This window comes from Dactylosporangium sp. CA-052675, assembly GCF_050947935.1.
Lineage (GTDB): Bacteria > Actinomycetota > Actinomycetes > Mycobacteriales > Micromonosporaceae > Dactylosporangium.
The window spans coordinates 2,889,359-2,914,655 of sequence record NZ_CP192010.1; the positions used below are offsets into that span (position 1 = coordinate 2,889,359).

Here is a 25,297-nt window from a genome sequence, read left to right on the forward strand (position 1 = left end):
AGGCCCACGATGACTGTCACGGACGTCCCGGCCGCCGCGGCCGCCCCGCCCGCCGGCGCCGGGCACGCCTCGCCCGGCCGGCTCGCCGCGCGCCGCTTCTTCCGCCACCGCCTCGCGCTCGCCGGGCTGATCATGCTCGGCCTGTTCGCGCTGGCCGCGATCGTGCTGCCCTGGATCCTCGGCACCGACCCGAACCAGGTCGTCCCGGCCGCGATCCGCCGGCCACCGGGGGCCGGGCACCCGCTCGGCACCGACTCGGCCGGCCGGGACGTGCTGGCCCGGCTGCTCGTCGGCGGCCGGATCTCGCTGCTGGTCGGGCTCAGCTCCGCGCTCGTGGCGACGCTCATCGGGCTGGTGCTCGGCGCCGTCGCCGGCTACTTCGGCGGCTGGGCCGACGGGGTGCTGAGCCGCTTCGCCGACGTGGTGCTCGCCTTCCCGAGCCTCATCGTCATCATCGTGGTGGCCGCGTTCGTCGGGCCGAGCCTGCCGACGCTCATCCTGTCCATCGGGCTGTTCGGCTGGCCGACACCGTTTCGCATCGTGCGCGGCCTGACGCTCTCGCTGCGCGAGCAGGACGCGCTCGTCGCGGTCGCCGGGCTCGGCGCCGGGCCGCTGCGCATCCTGCGCCGGCACGTCGTCCCCGTCGTCGTCGCCCCGCTGACCGTCGTGGCGACCCTGGCCGTCGCCCAGGCGATCCTGCTCGAGGCGACCGTGTCCTTCCTCGGCCTCGGCGTGCCGCCCCCGACCGCCAGCTGGGGCAACATGCTCAACGACGCCCAGTCGCTGACCATCCTCGAGACGATGCCGTGGCTGTGGCTGCCGCCGGGCATCGCGATCGCCCTGACGATCCTCGCCGTGAACTTCATCGGCGACGGGCTGCGCGACGCCGCCGACCCGAGGAGGGGCCGGTGAGCGGGGCGCCGCTGCTGTCGGTGACCGGCCTCGTCACCGAGTTCGCGGTGCACGGCGGCGTCGTGCCCGCGGTCAACGGGGTCTCCTTCGACGTGTACCCGGGCGAGACCGTCGGCATCGTCGGCGAGTCGGGCTCGGGCAAGAGCGTCACCGTCATGTCCGCCCTCGGGCTGCTGCCGTCCACCGGGCGGGTCGTCGCGGGCCGGGCCGGCTTCGGCGGCCGGGACCTGCTGGCCCTGCGCGAGCAGGACCTGCAGCACGTGCGCGGCAAGGAGATCGGCCTGGTGTTCCAGGACCCGATGACCGCGCTCAACCCGGTGATGACCGTCGGCGCCCAGGTCGCCGAGGGGCTGCGCCGCCACCAGGAGGGCCTGACCCGCCGGGCGGCCGCGGCCCGGACGGTCGAGCTGCTGGCCGAGGTCGGCATCCCGGACCCGAAGCGCCGGGCGCGGCAGTACCCGCACGAGTTCTCCGGCGGCATGCGGCAGCGCGCGATGATCGCGATCGCGATGGCGAACCGGCCGCGGCTCATCATCGCCGACGAGCCCACCACCGCGCTGGACGTCACCATCCAGGCCCAGATCCTCGACCTGCTGCGCCGCGTGCAGGCCGAGACCGGGGCCGCGCTCATGATGATCACGCACGATCTCGGGGTCATCGCGGAGATGACGCGGCGGGTCATCGTCATGTACGCCGGCCGCGTCGTGGAGACCGCGGACGTCGACGCCACCTTCCACGCCGCCCGGCACCCGTACACGCGGGCCCTGCTGCAGAGCCTGCCGAAGCTGTACCACCGCGTCGACGAGCTGCCCGCGATCGGCGGGCAGCCGCCGAACCCGCAGCACCTGCCGGACGGCTGCGCCTTCCGGCCCCGGTGCACCCGCAGCAACGGCCGCGAGGCCTGCCTGACCCGTCCCGAGCTGTTCGAGACCGGCCCCGGGCACCGGGCCGCGTGCCACTTCCACGCCGAGGCCGTCGAGGAGGAGGTGTCGGCATGAGCGGGACGCAGCGAAGCGGGGATGCCGGCGTGAGCGAGCCGTTGTTACGCGTGGACGGGCTGGTCAAGCACTTCCCGATCCGGGGCGGTGTGCTGCAGCGGCGGCAGGGCTGGGTGCACGCGGTCAACGGGGTGTCCTTCGACGTCGAGGCCGGGCAGACGCTCGCGCTCGTCGGCGAGTCGGGCTGCGGCAAGTCGACCGTCGGGCGCACCATCATGCGCTTCCACGCGCCGAGCGCCGGGCGGGTGCTGTTCGACGGGCGCGACCTCGGCACGCTGCCGACGAAGGCGCTGCGGGGGGTGCGGCGCGATCTGCAGTACGTCTTCCAGGACCCGTACGCGTCCCTGCCCGCCCGGATGCCCGTCGGGGACATCGTCGCCGAGCCCCTCGCCATCCACGGCATCGGCGACCGCGCCGGGCGCCGCGACCGCGTCCGGGAGCTCTTCGAGCTCGTCGGGCTGCCGGCCGAGGCGATCGGGCGGTACCCGCACGAGTTCTCCGGCGGCCAGCGCCAGCGCGTCGGCATCGCCCGCGCCCTCGCGCTGGAGCCGAAGCTGCTCATCCTCGACGAGCCCGTCTCCGCGCTCGACGTGTCGATCCAGGCCCAGGTGGTGAACCTGCTGGCCCGGCTGCAGCGCGAGCTCGGCGTCGCCTACCTGTTCATCGCGCACGACCTCGCCGTGGTGCGCCACCTCGCGCACCGGGTGGCCGTGATGTACCTCGGGCACGTCGTCGAGTACGGCGACGCCGACACGGTCTTCACCACGCCGTCGCACCCGTACACCCAGGCGCTGCTGTCCGCGGTGCCGGTGCCGGACCCGCGGCTGCGCGACCCGGCCCGGCGGCGGCTGCTCACCGGCGACGTGCCCAACCCGGCCGACCCGCCGTCCGGCTGCCCGTTCCGCACCCGGTGCTGGAAGGCCGAGGACCGCTGCGCGACCGAGCGCCCGCTGCTGCGGGTGCGCACCCCGTCCGGCGCGGAGTCGGCGTGCCACTTCGCCGAGCCGGAAGTGATGGCGACCCCGTGACCTGGCGCCAGGAGCGGATCTCGGCCGGCCCCCACGGGCCCGGCCTCACCGTCCACGAGCTGGACAGCGGGCACGACGGGCCGACCGTCGTGGTGCTCGGCGGCGTGCACGGCAACGAGGTCGGCGGGATCGTCGGGGCCGGTCGGCTCACCACGCGCCCGCTCGGCCTGCGGGCCGGCCGGCTGCGGGTGGTACCGGTGACGCACGAGGCGGCGTTCGAGGCGGACTCGCGCACCGGGCCGGCCGACGGGGGCAACCTGGCCCGGTCGTTCCCCGGCGACGAGCACGGCACACCGACCCAGCGCCTCGCCGACCTCGTCGCCCGGCGGCTCATCCGCGGTGCCGACGTGCTCGTCGACCTGCACACCTCCACCCCGGCCACGGACATGCCGTTCTTCGCGGGCGGCCTCGACGACGGCGGGGACGCGGCGACCACGGGCGTCGAGCTCGCGGTCGCGTTCGGCGCCGGGCTGGTCTGGACCCACGGGAGCCTCGGCCCCGGCCGCACCCTGACCCTGGCCCGCGACCTCGGCATCCCGGCGATCTACGTCGAGTCGCCCGGCGGCGGCGTGCTCGACCCCGCGCTGCTGGACGGCTACGCCGGCGGCGTCGTCAACGTGCTCGCCCACCTCGGGATGGTGCGGGAGCCGGCGACGCCGCCGCGGCCGCCCGCGCTGTGGCTGCACGGCGACGGCGACACCGACAGCTTCACCGTCGCCCCCGCCGGCGGGCTGTTCCTGCCCGGCGTGCGGCTGCTGGACCGGGTCGAGCGCGGGCAGGCGGTGGGCCGGGTGCTCGACCCGCGCGGCCGCGAGCTCGCCGTCGTCGCGGCGCCCGAGTCCGGCCACGTGGCCACGCTGCAGCGGTTCGCGGCGGTCGCGGCGGGGACCCCGGTCGTCGGCGTCGCCCCCGCGCGCCCGGCGTCGCTCGGCCTGCCCTCGGACCGCATCCACGCGCGGGCGGTGCCCCGGTGATCGGCGTGGCCCTGCTCGGCTCGGGCGCGATCGCCCGCGACCACGCGGCCGCGTTCGCGCGCGTCGGCGGCGTGCGGGTCACGCACGTGGTCGGCACCGATCTCGCGCGGGCGCGCCGGATCGCCGCGCTCGCGCCCGGGTGCCGGGCCACGACCGACCCGGCGGAGGCGCTGACGGACCCGGCCGTCACCGGCGTGGTGGTCTGCGGGCGCACCGGGGACCACATCGACCGGGCCCTCGCCGCCGTCGCCGCGGGCCGGCACGTCGTCATCGAGAAGCCCCCGGCCCGCACCCTCGCCGCGTTCGAGACGCTCGTGGCCGCGGCGCGGGCGGCCGGGGTACGCCTCATGGTCGGGCAGACCACGAGGTTCCAGCCGGCCGTGCGCACCCTCGCGGCGGCGGCCGCGGCCGGCGCGGCCGGCACCCCGCGGCTGCTGCACCTGGCCTGGTACGTCGGCCACGTCTGGCCCGGCGGCTGGAACAGCTGGCAGCTGGACCCGGACGCGTCCGGCGGCCACCTGGTGCACAACGGCATGCACCCCCTCGACCTCGCCGTCGCGCTGCTGGGCGGCCGCCCCGTGCGGGTCTTCGCCCGCGGCTGGTGCACCCACGCGCCCGGGATGCCGACGCCGGACAGCTTCCACGTCACCGTCCGCTTCGACAGCGGCGCGCTGGCCCTGGCCGAGCTCTCCTACGGGCTGCGCACGCCCGGGGCGATGCTGCGCCGCATGGTGCTGACCGGCGACGCGGGCGCGCTCACCCACCACACCGGCGGCGACCCGGTCCTCGGCGCCGCCCCGCCCGCGTCGGTCGCCGACGCCCTGTACCACCAGGCCGTGCACACCGCCGACGTCTTCGCCGGCCGGGCCGAGCCGATCGTCACGCTGGAGCAGTCCCGCGCGGCCCTCGCCGCGGCCCTGGCCGCCCAGCGCTCCCTGCACAGCGGCCGGCCGGAGCCGTGCGATGCCTGAGCGCGTGCGGGCGTGGGTGGAGGCCGGCGGGCTCGGCCTGCCGCGCAGCGTCAACGTCGAGTGCCACGACCTCGCCACCGCCGTCGGCCTGGCCCGGACGCTGACCGGATGCGAGCCGGTCGAGGTGTTCGCGGAGGCGAGCGGCGCCGTCCTCGTCGCCTCGATGCTCATGACGCACGGCGTGGTCGCCTCGCTCGTCGTCGGCCCGGTGCCGGGCACGGGCTCGGCCCGGCTCATCGGCTCCCACGGCCACACGGAGATCGACCTGGACGAGCCCTCGGTGCGCCACCACGGCCCCGGCGGCGTCCGCCGGATCCCCGTCGAGCCGCAGATCGTCCACAGTGGACCGGAGATCGTCGTCGAGGCGTTCGGGCGCTCGCTGGCGTCGGGCCGCCCGGAGCGGGTGGAGCCATGACCGACCTCGTGCACACCGACCTCGTGAACCTCGCCGACTACGAGACCCGGGCGCGGGAGCTGCTCGACCCGGCCGCGTACGACTACATCGCCGGGGGCGCCGACGCCGAGGTGAGCCTCGCGCTGCCCCGCCGGGCGCTCGACGCCATCCGGCTGCGGCCCCGCGTCATGGTCGACGTCACCGTGTGCGACCTGGCCACGACCGTGCTCGGCACGCCCGTGCCCGCCCCGGTCCTCGTCGCACCCTCCGGCGACCACGGCATCGCGCACCCCGACGGCGAGCTCGCCACCGCCCGCGGGGCCGCCGCCACCGGCACCCTCCTGGTCGTCAGCTCCGGCGCCACCCACCCGCTGGAGGACATCGCCGCGGCGGCGGACGGGCCGCGCTGGCTGCACGTGCCGCTCCTGCGCGACCGCGGGGCGGCGCTGGACCTCGTGCGGCGGGGCGAGGCGGCCGGGTACACGGCCGTCTGCCTGACCGTCGACCACAAGGTGATGGCCAAGCGCGAGCGCAACATCCGCAACCGCTGGACCACCCCGCCCGCCGCGAACCTCAGCGGGGTGGCGGCGGCCGGGTGGGACGTCGACGGCACCGCGATGCGGCGGCGGTTCGACGCCGTCCTGGACCGCTCGGCGACCTGGTCCTATGTGGACTGGCTGGCCGCGCTGACCCCGCTGCCGATCGTCGCCAAGGGGATCCTGGCCGGCGCGGACGCGGACCTGGCGGTGCGGGCGGGGGCCGCGGCCGTCGTCGTGTCCGACCACGGCGGGCGGCAGCTCGACACCGCGATCGCGCCGATCGAGGCGCTGCCCGAGGTCGCCGCCGCCGTCGGCGGCCGGGCCGAGGTCTACGTCGACGGCGGGTTCCGGCGCGGCACCGACGTGCTCAAGGCGCTCGCGCTCGGCGCCCGCGCGGTGCTGCTCGGCCGCCCGGTCATCTGGGGCCTCGCGGCCGGCGGCGCCGACGGGGTCGCGGCCGTGCTGCTCATGGTGCGCGACGAGCTCGAGCGCGCGATGGCCATGTGCGGGCTGCCGTCCCTCGCCGCGATCTCACCGGAGGTGGTGAAGGTGCCATGACGATCAGGGAAGCCGTCGGCGTCGGCGTCGTCGGGTCCGGGTTCATGGGCCGCACCTGGGCCGCCGTCGCCGACGGGCTGCCCGGCGCGCGGGTGGCCGCGGTCGCGGGCGGGCGCCGGGCACCCGGGCTCGCGGCCGAGTTCGGCGCCCGGCTGCACGCCGGCGTGCCCGAGCTGCTGGCCGACCCGGACGTCGCCGTGGTCGTGCTCGCCAGCCCGCCGGCCGTCCACCGCGAGCAGGCCGTGGCCGCCGCGCGGGCGGGCCGGCACCTGCTCGTGGAGAAGCCGATGGCGCAGACGCCGGAGGAGTGCGCGGCGATGGTCGCGGCGTGCTCGGCCGCCGGGGTGCGCCTCGCGGTCGTGTCGCAGCAGCGGTACCGCACGATCCCCGCGACGGCGAAGCGCCTCATCGACGAGGGCGCGATCGGCCGCGTGACGATGGTCCGCGCGATCGGCCCCGAGGTCGGCTTCTGGGACACGGCCGTGACCCGCGACGAGTGGAAGCTCGACCCGCGGCAGCAGACGGCGTTCGCCTCCTGGGGCGCGCACGCCTGCGACCTGCTGCGCTGGTTCACCGGGGCCGAGGCCGAGGTGGTCTTCGCGCTCTTCGGCGCCTACGCGCCGGACCCGCCGCCGCTGCGCAGCGCCATGGTGACCTACGGGCTGACCGGCGGGGCGATGGCCCAGCTGTGGATGAGCTACGACGTGCCGCGGCCCGGCCTCGGCAGCGGGCTGCAGTTCCAGATCGCCGGCACCGAGGGGATGCTCGAGGTCGACGCCTACGGGGCGCTGCGGCTCGGGCGCGGCGACGGCTGGACGCAGGCGGCGCGCCAGCCCGCCTTCGACGCCGCGGACCCGCGGGACCCGGTGCGGCTGGGCGCGTACTCGGCCCAGCTCGCCGATCTCCTCGACGCCGTCGCGGCCGGCCGCGACCCGCAGGTGACGGGGCGCGACGGCCTGCTGACGACGGCGATGCTGCACGGCGCCGAGCGCTCGGCTCAGCTCGGCGCGAGCGTCCGGCTGAGGAACGACAGCGTGTCCGCCTCCTGGTAGACCTCGCCGCCCTCGTGCCCGTTGTAGGGCCAGACGCAGATCTCCTTCGGCCCCGCGTAGTGGTTGTACGCGGCGTACACCGTCGACGGCGGGCACACGTCGTCCATGAGCCCGACGCCGAACTGGGCCGGGGCCGTCGCGCGGGCGGCGAAGTTGAGGCCGTCGAAGTACGACAGCGTCCGGAACACCGGCTCGACCTCGGTGCGCCGCGCCTTGAGGTACTGGGCGATCTCGGAGTACGGCGCCTTGTCCGTGATCTCGGTGGCCCGCCGGTAGTGGCACAGGAACGGCACGTCGGGCACGATCGCGGCCACGTCCGGGACGAGCGCCCCGGCGGCGAGGGCGAGCCCGCCGCCCTGGCTGCGCCCGTAGACGGCGACGCGGCGCGGGTCGACGGCCGGGTGGGCGCGGACCGCCTCGACCGCGCGGGCGGCGTCGGTCATGATGCGGCGGTAGTAGTACCGGTCCGGGTGGTCGACGCCGCGGGTCATGAAGCCCGGGTACTGCCCCGTGCCCGGATTCGGGTCGGGGTCGGGCGTCACGCCGGGCCGCCACGCCGAGCCCTGCCCGCGCGAGTCCATCACCAGGTGCGCGAAGCCGGCCGCGCTCATGAACAGCCGCTGGTGGGCGAGGCTGCGGCCGCTGCCGTAGCCGACGTACTCGACCACCGCCGGCAGCGGCCCGGTGCGGTGGCGGGGCAGCAGCAGCCAGGCCGCGACCCGCTCGCCGTTCCAGCCGGAGAACCGCACGTCGAGGACCTCGACGGTGCTGAGGTCCGGCTCGCCGGGGGTGAACTCGGGGGCCAGGTCGTGCTCGCGGGCGGTGGCGAGGGTCCGCGCCCAGAAGTCGTCGAAGTCGGCGGGCTCGGTGCGCTCCGGCCGGTACGCGCGCAGCTCCTCCAGCGGCTTGTCGAACATGACCATCGGCCAACCTCGTTCCACTGATTGAAACGCTCTTTCCATTCTCGGCCCCGATCTTGCCGCGCCGCGTCCGCACGCGTCAAGGCCGAGGCGTCTGCCGGGGCGCTCGGCCGGCGGCCGGCATCCGTGCCCTCCGGGTTCGGCGGGGGCCGTAGGCTGAGGCGCATGGCTGACGCTGACGACGTGCGGCGCATCGCGCTCGGGCTGCCGGGCGTGGTCGAGATCGACAGCGACGGCTTCGACTTCCGGGTGGCGAACAAGGGCTTCGTCTGGTCCTATCCCGAGCGGCTGCCCGGCAAGCCGCGGGTGATCCGGACCGACGTCGCGGTGCTCTACGTCGGCGACGAGGCGGAGAAGCAGGCCCTGCTGCTCGGCGAGCCCACGCGGTTCTTCACGAACCCCGGGTACGACGGCCTGCCCCTGGTCATGCTCCGCCTGGAGACCGTCGACGAGGCGCGGCTGGAGGAGCTGATCACCGACGCCTGGCGGATGCGGGCACCCGACCCCGGCGCGGGTCCGCCGCCGCACGCATGACCGACGCCATCCCGGCCCGCGCCACCCGGCACCGGAACCGGCTGCCGATGCCCGCCTGCCGGCATGGTCATGGATGAGCACGAGACGCCGTCGATCGGCCTGATCGGCGCCGCCCGCGTCGTGCGCGGCCGCCCCCTTGACGCAACTAGTGGGTTGCAATAGCTTGAGTAGCAACCGAAGAGTTGCTACTCACTGGAGGTCGTCATGGGGTTCCCCGATCGCATCGAGCGGACCGTCGAGCTGACGCAGCCGCCGGCCCGGGTCTGGGCCGCGCTCACCACCGCCGAGGGGCTCGGCACCTGGTTCGGCAACGGCGCCACCGTCGACCTGCGCGAGGGCGGCGAGGCCAAGCTCACCTGGGACAGCGGCGACCAGGCCACCCTGCACATCGAGCGGGTCGACGAGCCGGCCGTGTTCGCGTTCACCTGGGGCATCAACGGCCTCGCGGCCGAGGATCCCCGCCGCACCTACGTCGAGTTCACGCTCGAGCCCGCCGGCGCCGGCACGCGGCTGCGCATGGTCGAGTCCGGCTTCGCGCAGCTGCCCGAGGATGCGTACCGTAAGGCGTTCGAGAGCAACACCGGGGGCTGGACGCACGAGCTGGGTGAGTTGGTCGAATACCTGCATGCCGCCTGAGAGTCAGATGCCGCCCGACATCGAGGCGGTCGCCGAGCAGGTCTTCGTCGCCCTGGCCGACCCGTCGCGGCGCGGCATCCTCGCCGCGCTCGCGCAGGGCGGCCCGGCCACGGCGACGGACCTGGCCGATCGCCTGCCCATCACCCGGCAGGCGATCGCCAAGCACCTGGCCCTGCTGTCGGAGACCGGCCTGGTGGCGGCCGAGCCGGGGGAGCGCCGCCGCGTGCGGTACCGCCTCAGCTCCGCCCCCATGCGCGTGGCGCAGCAGTTCCTGGCCGCCCTCGCGCGCGACTGGGACGGCCGCCTGGACGCGCTCACCGAGCACCTCAACCGCGAGGACCCGTGAGCGCCGGGCCCGGCCCGGTCCCCGCCGCGGTGCCCGGCCTCAGCCGCCGAGGGACTCCGCCGTGCCGACCTTGCGGGCGGCGAGCTCCTGCACGATGAGGGCGGTCTCGTCGTACCCGAGGATCAGCACGCCGTTGGGGGAGTTCTGGCGGACGCGGGCGGCGACGCCGGAGTAGTCCTCGGTCGCCGTCGGATACGAGATCAGGTCCACGTCCGCGTCCGTCATGCCCGCGGTCAGCAGGTCGGCCTTGACGTTCTTCTGCAGCCCGAGGCCGTACGCGTCCTCGCGGGCCACGATCGTCACCCGGTGCGGCCCGTCGCGCATGATGACGTCGGCCAGGGCGCGGGCCTGCAGGGTGTCGGGCGGGGCGGTGCGGAAGAACAGGCCGTTGTCGGCGATGGTCGACAGCTCGTCCGAGGTGGACGACGGCGAGATGAGCATCCGGTTCGCCGCGGCGATCCTCGGGATCATCGCCTTGGTCACGCTCGACGAGGACGCGCCGATGATGACCTGCACGCCGAGGCCGATGAACCGGTCGACGGTCGCCGCGGCCACCTTCTCGTCGGTGCCGTCGTCGCCGTCGACCCACTCCACCGGCTGCTCGATCACACCCCCGGCCGCGTTGAGCTCGGCCACCGCGAGCCGGGCGCCGGCGAAGCGGGGCGCGCTGCGGAAGGCCAGGCGCCCCGTGTGCGGCATGAGCCCGCCGACCTTCAGCGGCGGGATCCGCTTCTTCGCATTGCCTGTCGGGTACGCGGTGGAGGGCGGCGGCCCGGCCGTCGACGCGCCGGCCGGATCGCCGGCGCCGATGTATTCGGTCAGGTTGTCGTTGATGGTGTTGCCGCGGCTGAAGTGCAGCGCGCCGTAGGAGGCCGAGGACGGCTCGCCCGCGTCGGTGAGGCCGCTGCGGCGCATCGACACCCCGCGGTAGGCGAAGTCCTTGCCCGCCTTGGCCAGCGCCAGGCACGCGGCCGCGCTGTCGCAGACGGTGCCGGAGGTCGAGGCCCCCACCATGTACTTCGAGATCGCCGTCGCGTCCGTCGAGCGCGCCGACTCCGCGGCCAGGCCGGCCAGCAGCACCGCGTCGTAGGCCTCCGCGGCGTAGCCGTAGTCGGCCAGCGAGGGGTCCACGCCGCGCAGCCGCTCCTTGAACGACGCCGGCAGGTCCAGCAGCGGCGCCGTGCCGACCATGCCCGACAGGATTCCCGGGCTGTCCTTGAGCTTGTCCCTGAGCGAGTTGCTCATGTTCGCGTCGGAGCCGTAGAGGTGCACGACCATCGGCCTGCCGTCGTCGCCACCGCCGGCCGGCGTCGTCCCGCATCCCCCGGCGATGACCGCCACTCCCACGAGTGTGGCGAGCATCGATGCCTTGCGTCCCACGAACCCTGCCCTTCGCAAATCGGCCCCGGCGACCGTAAGCGGCGCACACCGGGCGGGCCCAGCTCGTGATCCGGACCTTGAGGAAACCTTGAACAGCGGCGATGGAACGGGATGGGACGCATCACACTTCGTCACCATGCGCGGCAGGCAAGCCCCGCCCGCGGATCGCCGCGCCGCACGCCGGCCCGGGCGTGGCATGAATCCGGGATGCCGCCGGGCCGGGCACGGGACACGCTGAGGCACATGGCGTACGCATACCAGCCGCAGCAGGCGTGGCACCCGCACCCGGTCCGCACCACGGCCCCGATCTCCCTGCACATCGTGGCGATCTTCCAGTACCTGGGCGGCGTGCTCATGCTCGGCGCGGCCGCCCTCCTCGCGCTCGCGGCAGCCCGCATCGCCCCGGCGTGGGACCTGCGGATGGGCGGGGACACGTTCACGACCCGCCCCGAGGCGCTCACGGTCGCGACGTACACGGTCATCGGCACCGCCGCCCTGATGGGCCTCGTCGCGATCGTGCTCGGCCGCAAGCTGCAGAACGGGCGCAACTGGGTCCGCGTCCTGCTCACCCTGCTCAACGGCCTGAGCGTGCTCGGCGGCGTCTACCAGGGCTACGTGACGGGCGCGCCGTACGCCGCGACCCTCATGTCGGTCGCGTTCCCGCTGCTCTTCGTGATCCTGCTCAACACCCGCGCCGCGCGCGGCTGGTGCCGGTACCGGACCTACTGAGCGTCGCGCGGGCAAGGTGACCTGGCATCCTGGATGCCGTGAGCACCGATCCCCGCCTGCGTGAACTGGCTCTGCTGCGCCGCGTGCGCGACCGGATCGACCGGGAGTACGCGCAGCCGCTCGACGTCGAGGCGCTCGCCCGCGGGGTGCACGTCTCGGCCGGGCACCTGAGCCGGGCGTTCCGGGCCGCGTACGGAGAGTCGCCGTACAGCTACCTCATGACCCGCCGCATCGAGCGCGCCATGACCCTGCTGCGCCGCGGCGACCTCTCCGTCACCGATGTCTGCTTCGCGGTGGGATGCTCGTCGCTGGGCACCTTCAGCACCCGCTTCTCCGAGCTCGTCGGCATGTCGCCGAGCACCTACCGGCGCAAGGCCGCCGAGGACGCCCGGGGCATTCCGCACTGCGTCGCCAAGCAGGTCATGCGGCCGATCAGGAATCGAGAAGTCGCGGCCGGCCGGGGCGTCTAACGTGGGCGCATGAGCGTCATCATTCAGCACACGTTCCTGCCGGCCGACGACCACGAGGCCTCGATCGCGTTCTACCGCGACGCGCTCGGCTTCGAGGTCCGCAACGACGTCGGCTACGGCACCATGCGCTGGGTCACGGTCGGCCCGAAGGACCAGCCGCAGACCTCGATCGTGCTCTGCCCGCCCGCGGTCGACCCCGGCCTCACCGACGACGAGCGGCGGACCATCGTCGAGATGATGGCCAAGGGCAGCTACGCCACGATCGTGCTCGCCTCCGACGACCTGGCCGAGACCTTCGACCGCGTCCAGGCCACCGGCGCCGACGTGGTGCAGGAGCCGATCGACCAGGACTACGGCGTGCGCGACTGCGCCTTCCGGGACCCGGCCGGCAACCTGGTGCGGATCAACCAGCGCTGAGCGACTCGTAGTACGGCTTCATCGACGGGTAGTAGTCCTCGAACGGCTTCGCCGCCGTGCCCTCGCGGGCGGCCACGAGCGCGTCGAGGTAGAACTCCCAGCCCGGGCCGACCTCGCCGATCTGGCGCACGTCGACGCCGCGGTGCACGAACCGCAGCTCGGTGATGCCGTCCCGCTCGCTCAGCAGCACCTCCATCCGCCAGTTCCCGGCGTCGTCGGAGGCGGACACGGCCAGCCGGTGGGGCGGCTCGCACGCGTCGATGCGCAGGTCCATGACGGGCTCGCCCTCCTCCTGGACCATGCGCACCCGGATGGTGCCGCCCGTCCCGCCCTGGCCCTCCCACGGCCCGAACCACCGCGCGCTGCGCTGCGGCTCGGTCACGCTGGCCCACACGTCCTCGATGCCGGCCCGGAACGTCCGGACCAGGACGAGGTCGTGCCCGCCGTCACCCGGGATCAACTGCCCGCTCATGCGCTCTCACGCTCCACTTGATGCTCGTCCGGTTGCCGTCCGCGGTCGCGGCGGGTGCGGTACACCTCGGTCTCCAGGGCGTCGAGCCGCCGCGCCCAGACCGGGCCGGGGCCGGTGCTGGGGCCGGTGCTAGGGCCGGTGCTGGGGCCGGTGAGCCGGTCGATCCACCCCCGCAGCTCGGCCAGCGCGGAGGGGTCGAGCTCGTAGCGCCGCTCCCGCCCCACCACACGGTCCTGCACGAGCCCGCTCTCGCGCAGCACGCGCAGGTGCCGGCTGACCGCGGGCCGGCTGATCGGGAACGCCTCGGCGATGCGCCCGGCCGCGATCGGCCCGTCGCGCAGCGCCTCGAGAATCCGCCGTCGCACGGGATCGGCAATGGCCGCGGCCACCTCGTCCACCCGGGAAGCGTAACCCATGTGTTACATGTTGGCCAGCCGCCACCCGGCCGATAGACTGGACGAAGTGACCCTTTCGCATCTGGAGCTCTTCCAGCGGTACATGCACGCCGGTCCCATCACCCGCAGCGCCACGGCCTACGCGAACCTGTTCACCGAGGACGGCGTCTACGAGGCGCCCCTCGAAGGGCTCCGGCTCGCGGGGCGGGACGCGATCGAGCGGGGCATCGCCGCCGTGCAGGAGCGGCCGGCGCCGCCGGGCGCGATGAACCCCGGCGCCTCGCGGTTCACGCTGCACGACACCGCCGACCCCGACGTGTTCGTCACCGAGATCGACGCCGTCTACGACGGGCCGGACGGGCCGACCACCGTGTCGCTCGTGCAGATCTTCCGGCGCAGCGGTGACCGCCTGCGCGAGCTGCGGGACTATTTCCGGCCCTGAACGACCCGAGCCGCCGCCGGGCCCGGACGGTGCGGTCCGGGGCCGGCGGCGACGGGAACGGCTACAGGACCGCCTCGACGGCGCCGCGCAGGAAGTACACGACGAAGAGCGCGGCGACGCCGTACAGCAGCGGATGCACCTCGCGCGCCTTGCCGCTCACCAGCTTGATCACCACGTAGGAGATGATCCCGGCGCCGATGCCGTTGGAGATCGAGTAGGTGAAGGGCATCAGCACGATGGTGAGGAACGCGGGCAGCGCGATGTCGAAGTCCGCCCAGTCGATGGTCCGCACCGCGGTCATCATGAGGAAGCCGACGACCACGAGGGCGACCGAGGCCGCCTCGAACGGTACGACCGTCACCAGCGGTGCGAAGAACATCGCCAGCAGGAACAGCACGCCGGTGACGAGGCTCGCGACGCCCGTGCGCGCGCCCTCGGCCACGCCCGAGGCGCTCTCGATGTAGCTGGTGTTGCTCGACGTGCTGGCGGCACCGCCCGCGGCCGCGGCGAGGGAGTCCACGAGCAGGATCTCCCGGGTGCGCGGCGGCATGTTGTTCTCGTCGAGCATCCCGCCCTCCTGCGCCACCGCGACCATCGTGCCCATGGTGTCGAAGAAGTCGGTGATGAGCAGGGTGAAGACGAACATCAGCGGCACCAGCACCCCGGCCGTCTGCCAGGAGTGCAGCACGTTGAAGTGCCCGAGCAGGGACAGGTCGGGCCGGTCCACGATCTTGTCCGGCAGGGTGGGCACGTTGAGGCTCCAGCCCTTCGGGTTCGGCTTGCCGTCGACGAACGACGGCCCCGCCTTGGCGATCGCCTCGATGACGATCGCGAGCACCGTGGAGGCGAGGATGCCGATGAGGATCGCGCCGCGCACCCGGCGCACGACCAGCACCACGGTGAGCAGCAGCCCGACGCCGAAGGCGAGCGCCGGCCAGCTGACGAGCTTGCCGCCGATGCCCAGCCCGACCGGCACCGTCGTGCCGGCCGCATCCGGCACGCGGCGCACGAAGCCCGAGTCCACGAAGCCGATCAGCGCCAGGAACAGCCCGATGCCGACCCCGATCGCCGTCTTGAGCTGCGTCGGTACCGCCCGGAAGACCGCCGTGCGCAGCCCCGTCAGCACCAGCACGGTGATGAGCACGCCCTCGATGAAGACGAGCCCCATCGCGTCGGCCCACGTCATCTGCGGAGCGATCTCGAACGCCACGAGCGCGTTGACGCCCAGGCCCGCGGCCAGCGCGAGCGGGAACCGGGCCACGACGCCCATGAGGATCGTCATCACGCCCGCGACCAGGGCGGTGCCCGAGGCCAGCGCCGTGATCGCGAGCTTGCCGTTGCCCTTGTCGATGCCGCTGTTGAGGATGAGCGGGTTGAGCACCACGATGTACGCCATCGTGAAGAACGTCGCGAGGCCGCCGCGGATCTCCCGGCTCAACGTCGAACCGCGCTTGCTGATCTCGAAGTACCGATCGACACGGCTCTGTGTCGCGACGGGTTGCCCGGCCATGGAACCTCCAGGTGGATCTATGGTTACGCGCGCATGATGTCACCTGCGTTGTCACCGGCCCAGACCTGCGGTGATACGAAGTGGTAAAGCCCTCAGCGCGGCGCCGGGCCCGGGGGATCGCCGGGGACGGGCCAGCGCTCGACGATCGCGCGCAGCGGGGCGAAGTCGACGTGATGGAACTTGTACCGCCCGCTGCGCTCGGCCCGCACGAACCCGGCCTCGGCGAGGATGTCGAGGTGCTGCGAGATGGCCTGGCGCGAGGAGGCGACGCCGTGCCTGGCCGCGAGCCGGGCGCAGATCTCGAACAGGGTCTGCCCGTCGCGCTCGGCCAGCTCGTCGAGGATCGCGCGCCGCGTGGCGTCGGCGATCGCGGCGAAGACGTCGCTCACGCCGTTCAGGATAGGCAAGCCGCGACTTGCCTGTCTACGGCGGGTCCGCTCCGTCCACGACGGCGCCGCTCGCCTGTCCACGACGGCGCCGCTCGCCTGTCCGCGGCGGGGCGGCGCTGTGTCCCGGCGGGGCCGCGCCGAGCCGTGCCCGGTGCCACAATGGGCGGCCGTGAACCGTGATCATCAGACGTGCCCGCGCTGCTCGGCGCAGCTGGCCGGCCACCCACCCGAGGCGCCGTGGTGCCCGGCCTGCGAGTGGAACCTGGCCCGCTACGACCGCTTCGCGGTGGCGTCCGAGTGGGGCAACCGGCAGCTGGACCGGCTCGCGCACCGGGTGGCGTTCGGGCTCGACGGGCTCACCTTCCGGCGCCTGAGCGGCGCGTCCGGCGCGCGGCGGGCCGGCCGCGGCCTGCTGCTGGTGCTCTGCGCGCTGGTGGCCGCGCTCGGCCCCGCGGCGCTGCTCGCGGGCGGATGGCTCATCGTCGCCGGGCCGGGTGCCGCCCCGTACCTCGGCGTCGCGCTCGTGCTGCTCGCGGTGGTCCTGCGGCCGCGGCTGCGGCGCGGGCGGCCCGACTGGTTCTGGGAGGTGCCCCGGGAGGCCGCCCCCGCGTTCTACGCCCTGCTGGAGCGCACCGCGGCCGCGACCGGCGCGCCGATGCCCGCCGTCGTCGGCTTCTCCGCGACCGTCAGCGCCTCGGCCGGGCACTGGGGACGGTACCGCTACCTGGACATCGGCCTGCCACTGTGGGCCGCGCTGCCCGCCCAGCCGCGTGTCGCCCTGCTCGCCCACGAGCTCGGCCACTTCGTCAACCACGACGTGCGCGACCGGCGCCTGGTCGCCACCGCCCGGCGTACGCTCGGCACGCTCGCCGACACGCTGGGCCGCACCCTGCTGCGCGTCTTCGGCCCGTTCGCGCTCCCCGTCGTGCTGCCGCTGCACGCGGCCCTCGCGCTGCTGCTGATCCTCGGCCGGCGCGACGGCCAGCGCGCCGAGTACCTGGCCGACCGTCTCGCCGCCGACGCCGCCGGCGGCCCCGCCGTCGCGGCGCTGCTCACCCTGCTGCTCGTCGGCGAGGAGCTGGTCCCCGCCCTGCGGGCGATCCGCGGCCGTGCCGCCCGGCCGGAGGACTGGCGCACCGCCGGCATCCGGGCCCTGCGCGACGCCGGCGACCTGCGGGTGCGCGAACAGCGCTCGCTGCGCGCGGAGGCGTCGCTGCTGGCCACCCACCCGCCGGTCGGCCGCCGGCTCCGGATGGCCGCCGCGCACCCCGCGGGCCGGGCCCCGGCCGTGGTGCTCTGCGAGGCCGAGGCCGAACGCATCGACGCCGAGCTGGCCCCGTGGTACGACCGGCTGCGCGCCCGGGCCGCCGAGGCCGCGTACATCCGGCCCCGCAACCGCGCGGGCGACCGGGGGAACGCCAGAACCTCCCCGCGCACGCGCGGCGGCAGTAGCGTCGGACCCGGACAACCCGCACCGAGGAGGACCAAACCAATGGACAAGCGCACGCTCGGCAACGGCCTCGAGGTCTCGGCGCTCGGGCTGGGGTGCATGGGCATCAGCCACGGGCTCGGGCCCGCCTCCGGCCGCGCCGACGGGGTCGCCGTCATCCGGGCCGCCGTCGAGGCCGGGGTCACGTTCTTCGACACCGCGGAGGCGTACGGCCCCTACGTCAACGAGGAGGTCGTGGGGGAGGCGCTCGCGCCGTACCGTGACCAGGTCGTCATCGCCACCAAGTTCGGCTTCGCGTTCGACGGGCAGCGCCAGAGCGGGCTCGACAGCCGGCCCGAGCACATCCGCCAGGTCGCCGACGCGTCGCTCAAGCGCCTCGGGGTCGAGACGATCGACCTGCTGTACCAGCACCGCGTGGACCCCGACGTGCCCATCGAGGACGTGGCCGGCACGGTGCGGGAGCTCATCGAGGCCGGCAAGGTGCGCCACTTCGGGCTCTCCGAGGCCGGCGTCGACGTCATCCGCCGCGCGCACGCGGTGCAGCCGGTGACCGCCCTGCAGAGCGAGTACTCCCTGTGGTGGCGCGAGCCCGAGGCCGAGATCCTGCCCGTCCTGCAAGCACTGGGCATCGGCTTCGTCCCGTTCAGCCCGCTCGGCCGCGGCTTCCTCACCGGCAAGATCGACGCGAGCACCACCTTCGGCACCGGCGACCTGCGCGGGATGCTGCCCCGGTTCAGCGTCGAGGCCCGCGAGGCCAACCAGGCCCTGGTCGACCTCGTCCGCACCGTGGCCGAGCGCCACGGGGCACTGCCCGGCCAGGTCGCGCTGGCGTGGATCCTCGCCCAGCAGCCGTGGATCGTGCCCATCCCCGGCACGCGCAACATCGGCCGGCTCACCGAGAACGTCGCCGCGGCGCGGCTCGAACTGACCGCGGACGACCTGGCGGAGCTGGACGGCGCCGCCCAGCACATCGCCATCCAGGGCGACCGCTACCCCGAGCACATGCAGCGGATGATCAACCGCTGAGCCCTCGTCACGGCACCGGGTGGGCGCCGCACCGCTCCCGATCGGCATCCGGGTCCACGGCGTCGAGAGCGTCGCGGGCTCGTGCCGGGAGCGCCTCGGGCCGCCGCGTCCGCGACGGCCCGAAGGCCGGTCGCCCCGCGGCGGCCCGGGAACGCTCAGCGCGGCGCGATCACCGGGCGGAGCAGCCGACGTTCGTGACCGCGAAGTTCGGGCCGTTGAAGACCACGCCCCAGCTGGTGCTCGCGTTCGCCCCGATGGTGCCGTTGTACGAGGCGTTGGACGCGGTCACCGTCTGCCCCGACGCCGACAGCGTCACGTTCCAGGAGCTGGCGATCGTCACCCCGGCCGGCAGCGTGAACCTCACGGTCCAGCCCGAGGTCGGCGCCGTGCCCGTGTTGGTCACCTTGACCTCGGCCTGCCCGCCGCCCGACCACGAGCCCGTGGTGGTGACGGCGGCCGAGCACCCACCGGCGGGCGCCGGCGACGAGGACGCCGACCGGCTCGGCGAGGCCGAGGCCGACACCGAAGCGCTGGGCGAGGCCGAGGCTGAGGCCGACCGGGACGGCGACGGGCTCGTGGAGGTGCTCGTGGTCGTGTAGGTCGCCTGGGTGTACGCCTGGCTGCACTGCGACGAGCAGGCGGCCGGGAGCGAGAAGGCGTACTCGCGCCCGTTGAACAGCAGCGCGTCGTTCACGTCGCGGACCCGGATGCGGAAGTCGGTGCCGCCGGACGTGGTGCCGCCGATGATGTACGACTGGCCCATGTCCCCGTTCATCGTCGCGGCCTTCCAGGCGCCGTCGGCGAAGTACTCGACGCCGTGCACGCCGTTGGGCAGCTTCGAGACCGCGATCGCGGGCCACCAGCGCTGCGCCCCGCTCAGGAACCCGATCTTGATGTCGCCGGAGTACGCCGGGGCCGGGATGAACTGCCAGGACACGTGGCGGTTGTTCCAGTGCGACGGGTACAGGTCCGTCATCGGCGCGCCGTTCTTCACGAACTTGTTCAGCGAGTCCTTCGACAGGTCCAGGTGGTACCTGTCGTCGCGGCACCAGGCGTTGGAGTCGCCGCAGCTGTCCGCGACGATCATGTCGAGGGTGCCGCCGTTGTACGCGTCCGTCGTCCACGCCCCGCTGCGGCAGAACGCCTGCCCGAGCGCGCCGTCGTTGACCCCGGTGCAGTAGTCGCCGATGCTCACCCGCACCCAGCGGCCGCAGTTGTGGCCGTTGTTCCAGATGCCCATCTTGTCGGCGTCGGCGGAGGACAGCGGGCGCGGGTAGAACGTGCCGCTGCCGGGGGTGTCGAAGACGTTGAGCGCGACGAAGTTCTGCGTCTCGAGCTCGGCCTGGGGCAGGCCGCAACCGCCGTAGGGTGCGCCGAGGCCGTCGAAGTAGGTCGCGTTGCCCGTGACCGGGGCCGTGGGCTCCGGCACCGTGGCCCGCGCCGCGGGCTGCAGGGCCAGCACGATGAGGGCGGCACCGGCCGCGGCGATGACCGGGATGGCCAGCCGGACCCACCAGATTCCACGATGCATGGTGAGCAACGTCCGCGCCGGGCGTCCGGGGCGTCAACCACCGTCGCCCGGGGACGACTGCCACCTGCGCTGATCCGCGAAAGTTACAGCCGGCCGTCGTACCGTCGGATCATGGTCGGGCCGCGGATGCCCGTGCATGTGCCGAGGCCCTCGCGGCGGATCAGCGCCGAGGACATCCTCAACGGGCGGTACACGATGGACGGCTATCCGTTGCGGTACTGCTACCTCGTGCCGGGCTCGACGGCCCGGGCCGGGGCCGCGTTCAGCTTCGGCACCGGGCCCGCGGACATGATGCGCGACCAGGTGCTCAGCGCGGTCGAGTTGCTCGAAACGCGCGGCTGGCACCTGGTCGCCAGCGAACAGCACGGGCTGGTCGCCTACCTCAGGAAGTGACGCTTACGCCGGCAGGCTGAACTTCTGCGCGCCGGAGCCGTTGCAGTCCCAGATCTGCACCTGGGTGCCGGACGTGGTCGACCCGTTCGGGTCGTCCATGCACTTGTTGGCCTGCGGGTTGTAGTACGTGTTGTCGGTGCGGTGGATGAACACCTGCGCCGCGGTGCTGTTGCAGTCCCACAGCTGCAGCTTCGCGCCGTTGGCCGTGGAGCCGTTGGGGATGTCCAGGCACTTGCCGAACGCCCGCAGCGTGCTGCCGGCCTCGACGTAGGTCCACTGCTGCGCGCCGGTGCCGTTGCAGGTGTAGAGCTGCACCGGGGTGCCGTTGGCGCTGTTGCTCGAGCGCACGTCGAGGCAGAGGCCGCCGGGGCCCTTGACCGCCTTGCCGCTGGTGGGAGGCGGCGTCGTGGTGCCACCGCCGCCACCGCCCGCGGTGTAGGCCGCGACGTAGTCCACGAGCATGGGCACGCCCGACACGGTGTTGCCGTTGGGGCCGCCGCCGAACGCGTCCGGGAAGCCGCCGCCGATGGCCACGTTGAGGATCATGAAGAACCCGTGGTGCGTGGCGTTGTTCCAGGTGGTGGCGTCGACCTGGTTCGCGTTGATCGTGAAGAAGTTGTTGCCGTCGAGGTACCAGCGGATCTGCTCCGGCGAGGTGCTGCGGTCCTGCTCCACGGCGTAGGTGTGGAAGCCGGTCTGGCAGCCGCCGCAGGCGCGCTCGCCGCTGCCGATGCCCGTGGTCTCACCGCACGGGCCGCCCGGCGAGGTCCCGCAGTGCAGGGTGCCGAACTCGGAGCTGCGGCCGTTGATGTCCTCCATGATGTCGATCTCGCCGATGCCCGGCCATCCGGACGCACCGGTGCCGCGCGCCGCCGCGCCCAGCGCCCAGAACGCGGGCCAGTAGCCGGCGCCGTTGCCGGTGTTGACGTTCGGCTGCTGGAGGCGGGCCTCGAGGCGCAGCTTGCCACCCGCCGGCGCGGCGAGGTCGGTGCGCTGGGTCTCGACGCGGCCGCTGGTCCAGTTGCCGGCGCCGTCGCGGATCGGCTTGATCGCCAGGTTGCCGTTGCCGTCCTGGTAGACGTTCGCCGTGCTGTTGGTCATGTTCTCGATCTCGCCGGTGCCCCAGTTGCCGGCGCCGCCCGGGTAGCCGTGGCCGAGGTCGTAGAGCCAGTTGGCGGTGTTGAGGCCGGTGCCGGCGGCGCCGGTGAAGTCATCGGCGAAGATCCGCGTCCAGCCGGCCGGGGTGCTGGGCAGCGAGGCGGACGCGTCGGGCAGGGCGGCGAAGGTCGCCGCGGCCAGCACGGCGACGCCGCTGCCGGCCAGGATCGCGAGGCGGCCGCGCCTGCGTCCCTTGGGTTTCTGTTGGCTTTCCACAGCGATGGTGTGCCCTTCTCAAGATGGGGGCGGGGGAGGGGCAATTCCTGTTCAGCCCTCACCTGGCGGACGTGAGAGCGCTCTCAGGGCATGGTCGCTGACTGAAAAGATTGTTGTCAATAGGGGGTGGGCCGATGTGCGAATCTGTCGCCATCGGCCCACCGGCTGTTACGCGTCCGGGGTCACCATGACGACGCGGCGCCGCCGGGCGATCACGAAGAGCACCGCACCCGCGGCGACGAGCGCGGCGCCCAGGCCCGCGTAGAGGGCCGTGCGGTCACCGGTCACGGGCAGCGCGGGGCCGGCCACGGCGCTGGTGGACGGCGCCGGCCCGGCCGTGCGCGACGGCGTCGCCGTGGGAGCGGCCGTCGTCGGGCCGGTCTCCGGGGTCTTGATGACGACCGTGATCGAGCCGCTGTCGTTGGAGACGTCGCGGTCCTCGTGGCCGCCGTCGGCGAAGAACATGAAGCCGTCGCGGCCCGGGTGGGCGTCGGTGAGCTTCAGGTGGAACGTCCAGGTCTTCTCGGCACCGACGGCGAGCCCGTCCGGCGTCTGGCAGTAGTAGCGGTCCGGCTGGATCTTGCCGTTGCACTCGGCGGACACGTCGCCGGTGAACTCGGTGCCGCTGGGCCGCTGGATGAACGGGGCGCGCACGCGGCCGGGCTCGACGGCGGCCGGCCCGAGGTTGCGCACCGTCATCGTGACCGGCACGACGTCGCCGACCGCGCCGGTCACGGTGACCGCCGGGATCGTGAGATCCCAGGGGAAGTCGTCGTTCGGCTCGGCCTGGGCCGGGGCGGCGCCGAGGGCACCGAACGCGACGATCGCGGCACCGGCGGTGGCCGCCAGGCGGCGCAGGAAGAGGGGTGACATCCGGGGTTGCTCCAAGGGTCTGCGGGAGGGACCGGCAGAGCCTAGTGGCCGCCGCCGATCCCCCGCAGCCCCGATCAGGTTGCCGGCATGTCCCGCCGGCGCAGGCCCGCGAGGCCGGCCGCGCCGAGTGCGAGGGCGACCACGGACAGCCACACGACCGGCGTCGCGGTGAACGCCGAGCCGGGCAGCTTCGGCACGTGCGCGAACGGGGTGACGTCGAGCAGGCGCTGGTTGAGCCCGAACAACGCCCCCAGCTCGACCAGCAGCACCGACACGATGAGCGCGGCCCAGGTCAGGGTGCTCAGTCGCGGCGCGAACCCGATCAGCGCGGTGCCGAGCCCGGCCAGCACCAGCGCGGCCGGCAGCTGCACCATGGCGGCGCCGAGCAGCCGGGCGATCTGGCCGCCGGTGTCGTGGACCTGCGCGCCGTAGACGAGCCCGCCCGCCACCCCGGCCACGGCCAGCAGCAGGGCCGTGCCGAGCACCGCGAACACCAGGTGGCTCGCGGCCCAGCGCAGGCGCCCGACCCGGGTCGCCAGCAGCGCCTCGACGTGGCCGCTGCTCTCCTCCTGGCGCAGCCGCAGCGTCGCCTGGATCGTGTACGCCGCGGTGAGCTGGCCGATGAGGCCGTAGATCGCGCCGAGGAACGCGTCGGTGAGCCCGCTACGCCCGCCCATCCGCGTCAGCACATCGGTGAGCTGCTGGTTGGGCGCGTCGAGGTTGCCGATGCCCACCGCGGCGCCGCCCATCACGGCCCCGGCGGCGGCCAGCGCGACCACCCATGCGAGCAGCAGGCCCCGGTGCAGGCGCCAGGCCAGGCCGAGCGGGCTGCGCAGGGCGGGGGAGGCCCCGGCCGGGCCCGGGCGCTCGGCCAGCAGGCCGGCGCCCACGTCGCGGCGGCCGAGGAGGACGTACCCGACGGCGGCGAACAGCACCGCGAACCCCACAAACAGCAGCGCGATCCACCAGCGCTCCCCCGCGAAGGGGCGCATGTGCAGGGCCCAGCCGGTCGGCGACAGCCAGCTCAGCGCGGCCGGGCCGGTGTCGCCGACGGCGCGCAGGAGGTAGGTGCCGCCGAGCACGGCCCCGGCGATCCCGGTCGCGGCCCGGGCGCCCCGGGTGAGCTGGGCGGCCGCGGCGGCGATGGCCGCGAACAGCACCCCGAACAGGGCGGTCGCGAGCCCGAAGGCGAAGGCCCCGGCCGGGTCCAGCCCGACGGCGACGAGCCCGAGCGCGCCGAGCAGCCCGATCGCGAGGTCGGCGGCGACGGTGACCGCGAGGGCGGCGCTCAGCGGGGCGTACCGCCCGATCACCGTGGCCCGCAGCAGCTCCAGGCGGCCGGTCTCCTCCTCGGTGCGGGTGTGCCGCACGACCGTCAGCACGCTCATCAGCCCGATGAGGATGAGCTCCGACACCCCGATCTTCCACACGGTGAGCCCGCCGATGGACACGCCGAACAGCGGGCCGCTCAGCGCGACCAGGGACGGGTTGGACAGCACGCCGCTGACGGCCTGGAGGTCGGCCTCGGTGGGGTACAGCTTCTGGTAGTTGGCCGCGGTGCCCATCGGCATCAGCGCGAGCCCGAGGACCCACACGGTGAGCCGGACCCGGTCGAGGCGCAGGGCCAGTCGCGCGAGCGCGCCGGTGCCGGTCATCGCGCGGCCCCCGAGCGCTGCTTCGCCCCGTCGCCCGCGGCGCGGTCGTAGTGGCGCAGGAACAGCTCCTCCAGCGTCGGCGGCGTGCTCGTCAGGCCCCGCACGCCGGCCGCGGTGAGCCGGCGCAGGACGGTGTCCAGCTCGGCGTTGTCGACGCTGAACCGGACGGTACCGTTGTGCGCCCGCAGGTCGTGCACGCCCGCCAGCTCGCCGAGACCGTCGACCGGCCCGGCCAGCTCGGCCTGGATCGACGTGCGGGTCAGATGCCGCAGGCTCTGCAGCGTGCCCGTCTCCACCGCCCGGCCGTCGCGGATGATGGTGACCCGGTCGCACAGCGCCTCGACCTCGGCCAGGATGTGGCTGGACAGCAGGACGGTGCGGTCGCCGCGGCGCTGCTCCTCGCGGATCACCTCGCGGAAGACCTCCTCCATGAGCGGGTCGAGGCCGGAGGTCGGCTCGTCGAGCACGATGAGCTCGACGTCCGAGGCGAGCGCGGCCACGAGCGCGACCTTCTGGCGGTTGCCCTTGGAGTAGGTGCGGCCCTTCTTCGTCGGGTCGAGGTCGAAGCGCTCCAGCAGCTCCGTGCGGCGCGCGGGGTCGAGCCCGCCGCGCAGCCGGCCGAGCAGGTCGATGACCTCGCCGCCGGAGAGGTTCGGCCAGAGGGTGACGTCGCCGGGCACGTAGGCGAGCCGCCGGTGCAGCTCGGCCGCGTCCTTCCACGGGTCCCGGCCGAGCAGCCTCGCCTCGCCCGAGTCGGCGTGCAGCAGCCCGAGCAGCACCCGGATGGTGGTCGACTTCCCGGCGCCGTTGGGCCCGAGGAAACCGTGCACCTCCCCGGTCAGCACGGACAGATCGAGCCCGTCGAGCGCGCGGGTGCGCCCGAACGTTTTGACCAGTGCGTCAACGCGGATCGCCTCGGTCATGGTCGC

General features: G+C 74.2%; 28 protein-coding genes. 17 read left to right on the forward strand and 11 right to left on the reverse strand.

Features of this window, described 5'->3' with window-relative positions; genetic code table 11:
- Positions 1-9: 9 nt before the first annotated feature.
- From ACQP1P_RS13005 to ACQP1P_RS13040, 8 genes are read left to right on the forward strand one after another with little or no spacing between them, the layout of a single operon-like run.
- A complete protein-coding gene (locus ACQP1P_RS13005) occupies positions 10-912 on the forward strand; it encodes an ABC transporter permease (protein WP_433086350.1) in 903 nt (300 codons plus the stop codon).
- Complete coding sequence (locus ACQP1P_RS13010; protein ID WP_433086352.1) at positions 909-1,910, forward strand: ABC transporter ATP-binding protein; 1,002 nt, start codon at positions 909-911, stop codon at positions 1,908-1,910. Before ACQP1P_RS13005 ends, ACQP1P_RS13010 begins: the two co-directional genes overlap by 4 nt.
- Positions 1,907-2,938: an ABC transporter ATP-binding protein gene (locus tag ACQP1P_RS13015; protein WP_433086354.1), complete on the forward strand. Its 1,032-nt coding sequence runs from the start codon at positions 1,907-1,909 to the stop codon at positions 2,936-2,938. Before ACQP1P_RS13010 ends, ACQP1P_RS13015 begins: the two co-directional genes overlap by 4 nt.
- Positions 2,935-3,912: a succinylglutamate desuccinylase/aspartoacylase family protein gene (locus ACQP1P_RS13020; RefSeq protein WP_433086356.1), complete on the forward strand. Its 978-nt coding sequence runs from the start codon at positions 2,935-2,937 to the stop codon at positions 3,910-3,912. The genes ACQP1P_RS13015 and ACQP1P_RS13020 overlap by 4 nt, the downstream gene beginning before the upstream one ends.
- Positions 3,909-4,883 (forward strand): Gfo/Idh/MocA family protein, encoded by a 975-nt coding sequence (locus tag ACQP1P_RS13025; protein WP_433086358.1) that lies wholly within the window; start codon positions 3,909-3,911, stop codon positions 4,881-4,883. Before ACQP1P_RS13020 ends, ACQP1P_RS13025 begins: the two co-directional genes overlap by 4 nt.
- On the forward strand, positions 4,876-5,298 hold the full coding sequence (locus ACQP1P_RS13030; protein WP_433086360.1) for a hypothetical protein: 423 nt from the start codon (positions 4,876-4,878) through the stop codon (positions 5,296-5,298). The genes ACQP1P_RS13025 and ACQP1P_RS13030 overlap by 8 nt, the downstream gene beginning before the upstream one ends.
- Complete coding sequence (locus tag ACQP1P_RS13035; protein ID WP_433086362.1) at positions 5,295-6,374, forward strand: alpha-hydroxy acid oxidase; 1,080 nt, start codon at positions 5,295-5,297, stop codon at positions 6,372-6,374. Before ACQP1P_RS13030 ends, ACQP1P_RS13035 begins: the two co-directional genes overlap by 4 nt.
- A complete protein-coding gene (locus tag ACQP1P_RS13040) occupies positions 6,371-7,426 on the forward strand; it encodes a Gfo/Idh/MocA family protein (protein ID WP_433086364.1) in 1,056 nt (351 codons plus the stop codon). The genes ACQP1P_RS13035 and ACQP1P_RS13040 overlap by 4 nt, the downstream gene beginning before the upstream one ends.
- On the opposite strand, the gene ACQP1P_RS13045 is transcribed toward ACQP1P_RS13040, so the two are convergent.
- A complete protein-coding gene (locus tag ACQP1P_RS13045) occupies positions 7,372-8,349 on the reverse strand; it encodes an acetylxylan esterase (protein WP_433086366.1) in 978 nt (325 codons plus the stop codon). The two genes, ACQP1P_RS13040 and ACQP1P_RS13045, sit on opposite strands and share 55 nt — an antisense overlap.
- Before the next feature lie 162 nt (positions 8,350-8,511).
- Here ACQP1P_RS13045 and ACQP1P_RS13050 point away from each other — a divergent pair, with 162 nt between their 5' ends.
- The 3 genes from ACQP1P_RS13050 to ACQP1P_RS13060 all read left to right on the forward strand — a co-directional run bounded on the left by ACQP1P_RS13050 (position 8,512) and on the right by ACQP1P_RS13060 (position 9,862).
- On the forward strand, positions 8,512-8,880 hold the full coding sequence (locus ACQP1P_RS13050) for an MmcQ/YjbR family DNA-binding protein (protein WP_433086368.1): 369 nt from the start codon (positions 8,512-8,514) through the stop codon (positions 8,878-8,880).
- Between the two features lie 204 nt (positions 8,881-9,084).
- Entirely contained in the window at positions 9,085-9,516 is a 432-nt protein-coding gene (locus tag ACQP1P_RS13055; RefSeq protein WP_350609407.1) for an SRPBCC domain-containing protein, read from the forward strand.
- Entirely contained in the window at positions 9,506-9,862 is a 357-nt protein-coding gene (locus tag ACQP1P_RS13060) for an ArsR/SmtB family transcription factor (protein ID WP_433086371.1), read from the forward strand. The genes ACQP1P_RS13055 and ACQP1P_RS13060 overlap by 11 nt, the downstream gene beginning before the upstream one ends.
- A gap of 39 nt (positions 9,863-9,901) precedes the next feature.
- Here ACQP1P_RS13060 and ACQP1P_RS13065 read toward each other — a convergent pair whose 3' ends face one another.
- Positions 9,902-11,242 (reverse strand): ABC transporter substrate-binding protein, encoded by a 1,341-nt coding sequence (locus tag ACQP1P_RS13065; RefSeq protein WP_433086373.1) that lies wholly within the window; start codon positions 11,240-11,242, stop codon positions 9,902-9,904.
- 243 nt (positions 11,243-11,485) lie between these two features.
- Between ACQP1P_RS13065 and ACQP1P_RS13070 the strand changes: the two genes are divergently transcribed.
- The 3 genes from ACQP1P_RS13070 to ACQP1P_RS13080 are packed head-to-tail and all read left to right on the forward strand — an operon-like array spanning position 11,486 to position 12,858.
- Positions 11,486-11,971, forward strand: a complete 486-nt coding sequence (locus tag ACQP1P_RS13070; protein ID WP_433086375.1) for a hypothetical protein — start codon at positions 11,486-11,488, stop codon at positions 11,969-11,971.
- 29 nt (positions 11,972-12,000) lie between these two features.
- Positions 12,001-12,441: a helix-turn-helix transcriptional regulator gene (locus ACQP1P_RS13075; RefSeq protein ID WP_433089988.1), complete on the forward strand. Its 441-nt coding sequence runs from the start codon at positions 12,001-12,003 to the stop codon at positions 12,439-12,441.
- A gap of 9 nt (positions 12,442-12,450) precedes the next feature.
- Entirely contained in the window at positions 12,451-12,858 is a 408-nt protein-coding gene (locus ACQP1P_RS13080; RefSeq protein ID WP_433086377.1) for a VOC family protein, read from the forward strand.
- Here the strand turns inward: ACQP1P_RS13080 and ACQP1P_RS13085 are convergent.
- Positions 12,845-13,330 carry an SRPBCC family protein gene (locus ACQP1P_RS13085; RefSeq protein WP_433086379.1) on the reverse strand — a complete coding sequence of 162 codons (486 nt, stop codon included), beginning with the start codon at positions 13,328-13,330 and terminating at the stop codon, positions 12,845-12,847. The genes ACQP1P_RS13080 and ACQP1P_RS13085 overlap by 14 nt on opposite strands.
- Complete coding sequence (locus ACQP1P_RS13090; protein ID WP_433086381.1) at positions 13,327-13,746, reverse strand: ArsR/SmtB family transcription factor; 420 nt, start codon at positions 13,744-13,746, stop codon at positions 13,327-13,329. Before ACQP1P_RS13090 ends, ACQP1P_RS13085 begins: the two co-directional genes overlap by 4 nt.
- Before the next feature lie 46 nt (positions 13,747-13,792).
- Here ACQP1P_RS13090 and ACQP1P_RS13095 point away from each other — a divergent pair, with 46 nt between their 5' ends.
- A complete protein-coding gene (locus ACQP1P_RS13095) occupies positions 13,793-14,167 on the forward strand; it encodes a nuclear transport factor 2 family protein (protein WP_433086383.1) in 375 nt (124 codons plus the stop codon).
- Positions 14,168-14,228: 61 nt separating this feature from the next.
- Here the strand turns inward: ACQP1P_RS13095 and ACQP1P_RS13100 are convergent, their stop codons facing one another.
- Both ACQP1P_RS13100 and ACQP1P_RS13105 read right to left on the reverse strand, forming a co-directional pair.
- Positions 14,229-15,677 (reverse strand): NCS2 family permease, encoded by a 1,449-nt coding sequence (locus tag ACQP1P_RS13100; RefSeq protein WP_433086385.1) that lies wholly within the window; start codon positions 15,675-15,677, stop codon positions 14,229-14,231.
- A 92-nt stretch (positions 15,678-15,769) separates the two neighbouring features.
- Positions 15,770-16,066 carry an ArsR/SmtB family transcription factor gene (locus ACQP1P_RS13105; RefSeq protein WP_433086387.1) on the reverse strand — a complete coding sequence of 99 codons (297 nt, stop codon included), beginning with the start codon at positions 16,064-16,066 and terminating at the stop codon, positions 15,770-15,772.
- 169 nt (positions 16,067-16,235) lie between these two features.
- Between ACQP1P_RS13105 and ACQP1P_RS13110 the strand changes: the two genes are divergently transcribed.
- On the forward strand, positions 16,236-18,542 hold the full coding sequence (locus ACQP1P_RS13110) for an aldo/keto reductase (RefSeq protein WP_433086389.1): 2,307 nt from the start codon (positions 16,236-16,238) through the stop codon (positions 18,540-18,542).
- Between the two features lie 169 nt (positions 18,543-18,711).
- Here the strand turns inward: ACQP1P_RS13110 and ACQP1P_RS13115 are convergent, their stop codons facing one another.
- On the reverse strand, positions 18,712-20,073 hold the full coding sequence (locus ACQP1P_RS13115) for a cellulose binding domain-containing protein (RefSeq protein ID WP_433086391.1): 1,362 nt from the start codon (positions 20,071-20,073) through the stop codon (positions 18,712-18,714).
- 111 nt (positions 20,074-20,184) lie between these two features.
- Between ACQP1P_RS13115 and ACQP1P_RS13120 the strand changes: the two genes are divergently transcribed.
- Positions 20,185-20,466, forward strand: coding sequence for a hypothetical protein (locus ACQP1P_RS13120; RefSeq protein ID WP_433086393.1), 282 nt, complete (start codon positions 20,185-20,187; stop codon positions 20,464-20,466).
- Positions 20,467-20,469: 3 nt separating this feature from the next.
- Here the strand turns inward: ACQP1P_RS13120 and ACQP1P_RS13125 are convergent, their stop codons facing one another.
- The 4 genes from ACQP1P_RS13125 to ACQP1P_RS13140 all read right to left on the reverse strand — a co-directional run bounded on the left by ACQP1P_RS13125 (position 20,470) and on the right by ACQP1P_RS13140 (position 25,291).
- Positions 20,470-21,840: a ricin-type beta-trefoil lectin domain protein gene (locus ACQP1P_RS13125; protein WP_433086395.1), complete on the reverse strand. Its 1,371-nt coding sequence runs from the start codon at positions 21,838-21,840 to the stop codon at positions 20,470-20,472.
- 168 nt (positions 21,841-22,008) lie between these two features.
- Entirely contained in the window at positions 22,009-22,713 is a 705-nt protein-coding gene (locus tag ACQP1P_RS13130; protein ID WP_433086397.1) for an LPXTG cell wall anchor domain-containing protein, read from the reverse strand.
- Between the two features lie 74 nt (positions 22,714-22,787).
- A complete protein-coding gene (locus ACQP1P_RS13135; protein ID WP_433086399.1) occupies positions 22,788-24,368 on the reverse strand; it encodes an ABC transporter permease in 1,581 nt (526 codons plus the stop codon).
- On the reverse strand, positions 24,365-25,291 hold the full coding sequence (locus ACQP1P_RS13140; RefSeq protein ID WP_433086401.1) for an ABC transporter ATP-binding protein: 927 nt from the start codon (positions 25,289-25,291) through the stop codon (positions 24,365-24,367). Before ACQP1P_RS13140 ends, ACQP1P_RS13135 begins: the two co-directional genes overlap by 4 nt.
- Positions 25,292-25,297: the final 6 nt, after the last annotated feature.

Coding starts and splice junctions, on each gene's coding strand:
- ACQP1P_RS13035 (WP_433086362.1), top strand. CDS start 5,295: ATGACCGACCTCGTGCACACCGACCTCGTGAACCTCGCCGACTACGAG.
- ACQP1P_RS13070 (WP_433086375.1), top strand. CDS start 11,486: ATGGCGTACGCATACCAGCCGCAGCAGGCGTGGCACCCGCACCCGGTC.
- ACQP1P_RS13080 (WP_433086377.1), top strand. CDS start 12,451: ATGAGCGTCATCATTCAGCACACGTTCCTGCCGGCCGACGACCACGAG.
- ACQP1P_RS13030 (WP_433086360.1), top strand. CDS start 4,876: ATGCCTGAGCGCGTGCGGGCGTGGGTGGAGGCCGGCGGGCTCGGCCTG.
- ACQP1P_RS13115 (WP_433086391.1), bottom strand. CDS start 20,073: ATGCATCGTGGAATCTGGTGGGTCCGGCTGGCCATCCCGGTCATCGCC.
- ACQP1P_RS13005 (WP_433086350.1), top strand. CDS start 10: ATGACTGTCACGGACGTCCCGGCCGCCGCGGCCGCCCCGCCCGCCGGC.
- ACQP1P_RS13045 (WP_433086366.1), bottom strand. CDS start 8,349: ATGGTCATGTTCGACAAGCCGCTGGAGGAGCTGCGCGCGTACCGGCCG.
- ACQP1P_RS13060 (WP_433086371.1), top strand. CDS start 9,506: ATGCCGCCTGAGAGTCAGATGCCGCCCGACATCGAGGCGGTCGCCGAG.
- ACQP1P_RS13050 (WP_433086368.1), top strand. CDS start 8,512: ATGGCTGACGCTGACGACGTGCGGCGCATCGCGCTCGGGCTGCCGGGC.
- ACQP1P_RS13130 (WP_433086397.1), bottom strand. CDS start 22,713: ATGTCACCCCTCTTCCTGCGCCGCCTGGCGGCCACCGCCGGTGCCGCG.
- ACQP1P_RS13040 (WP_433086364.1), top strand. CDS start 6,371: ATGACGATCAGGGAAGCCGTCGGCGTCGGCGTCGTCGGGTCCGGGTTC.
- ACQP1P_RS13055 (WP_350609407.1), top strand. CDS start 9,085: ATGGGGTTCCCCGATCGCATCGAGCGGACCGTCGAGCTGACGCAGCCG.
- ACQP1P_RS13015 (WP_433086354.1), top strand. CDS start 1,907: ATGAGCGGGACGCAGCGAAGCGGGGATGCCGGCGTGAGCGAGCCGTTG.
- ACQP1P_RS13100 (WP_433086385.1), bottom strand. CDS start 15,677: ATGGCCGGGCAACCCGTCGCGACACAGAGCCGTGTCGATCGGTACTTC.
- ACQP1P_RS13120 (WP_433086393.1), top strand. CDS start 20,185: ATGGTCGGGCCGCGGATGCCCGTGCATGTGCCGAGGCCCTCGCGGCGG.
- ACQP1P_RS13140 (WP_433086401.1), bottom strand. CDS start 25,291: ATGACCGAGGCGATCCGCGTTGACGCACTGGTCAAAACGTTCGGGCGC.
- ACQP1P_RS13085 (WP_433086379.1), bottom strand. CDS start 13,330: ATGAGCGGGCAGTTGATCCCGGGTGACGGCGGGCACGACCTCGTCCTG.
- ACQP1P_RS13090 (WP_433086381.1), bottom strand. CDS start 13,746: ATGGGTTACGCTTCCCGGGTGGACGAGGTGGCCGCGGCCATTGCCGAT.
- ACQP1P_RS13135 (WP_433086399.1), bottom strand. CDS start 24,368: ATGACCGGCACCGGCGCGCTCGCGCGACTGGCCCTGCGCCTCGACCGG.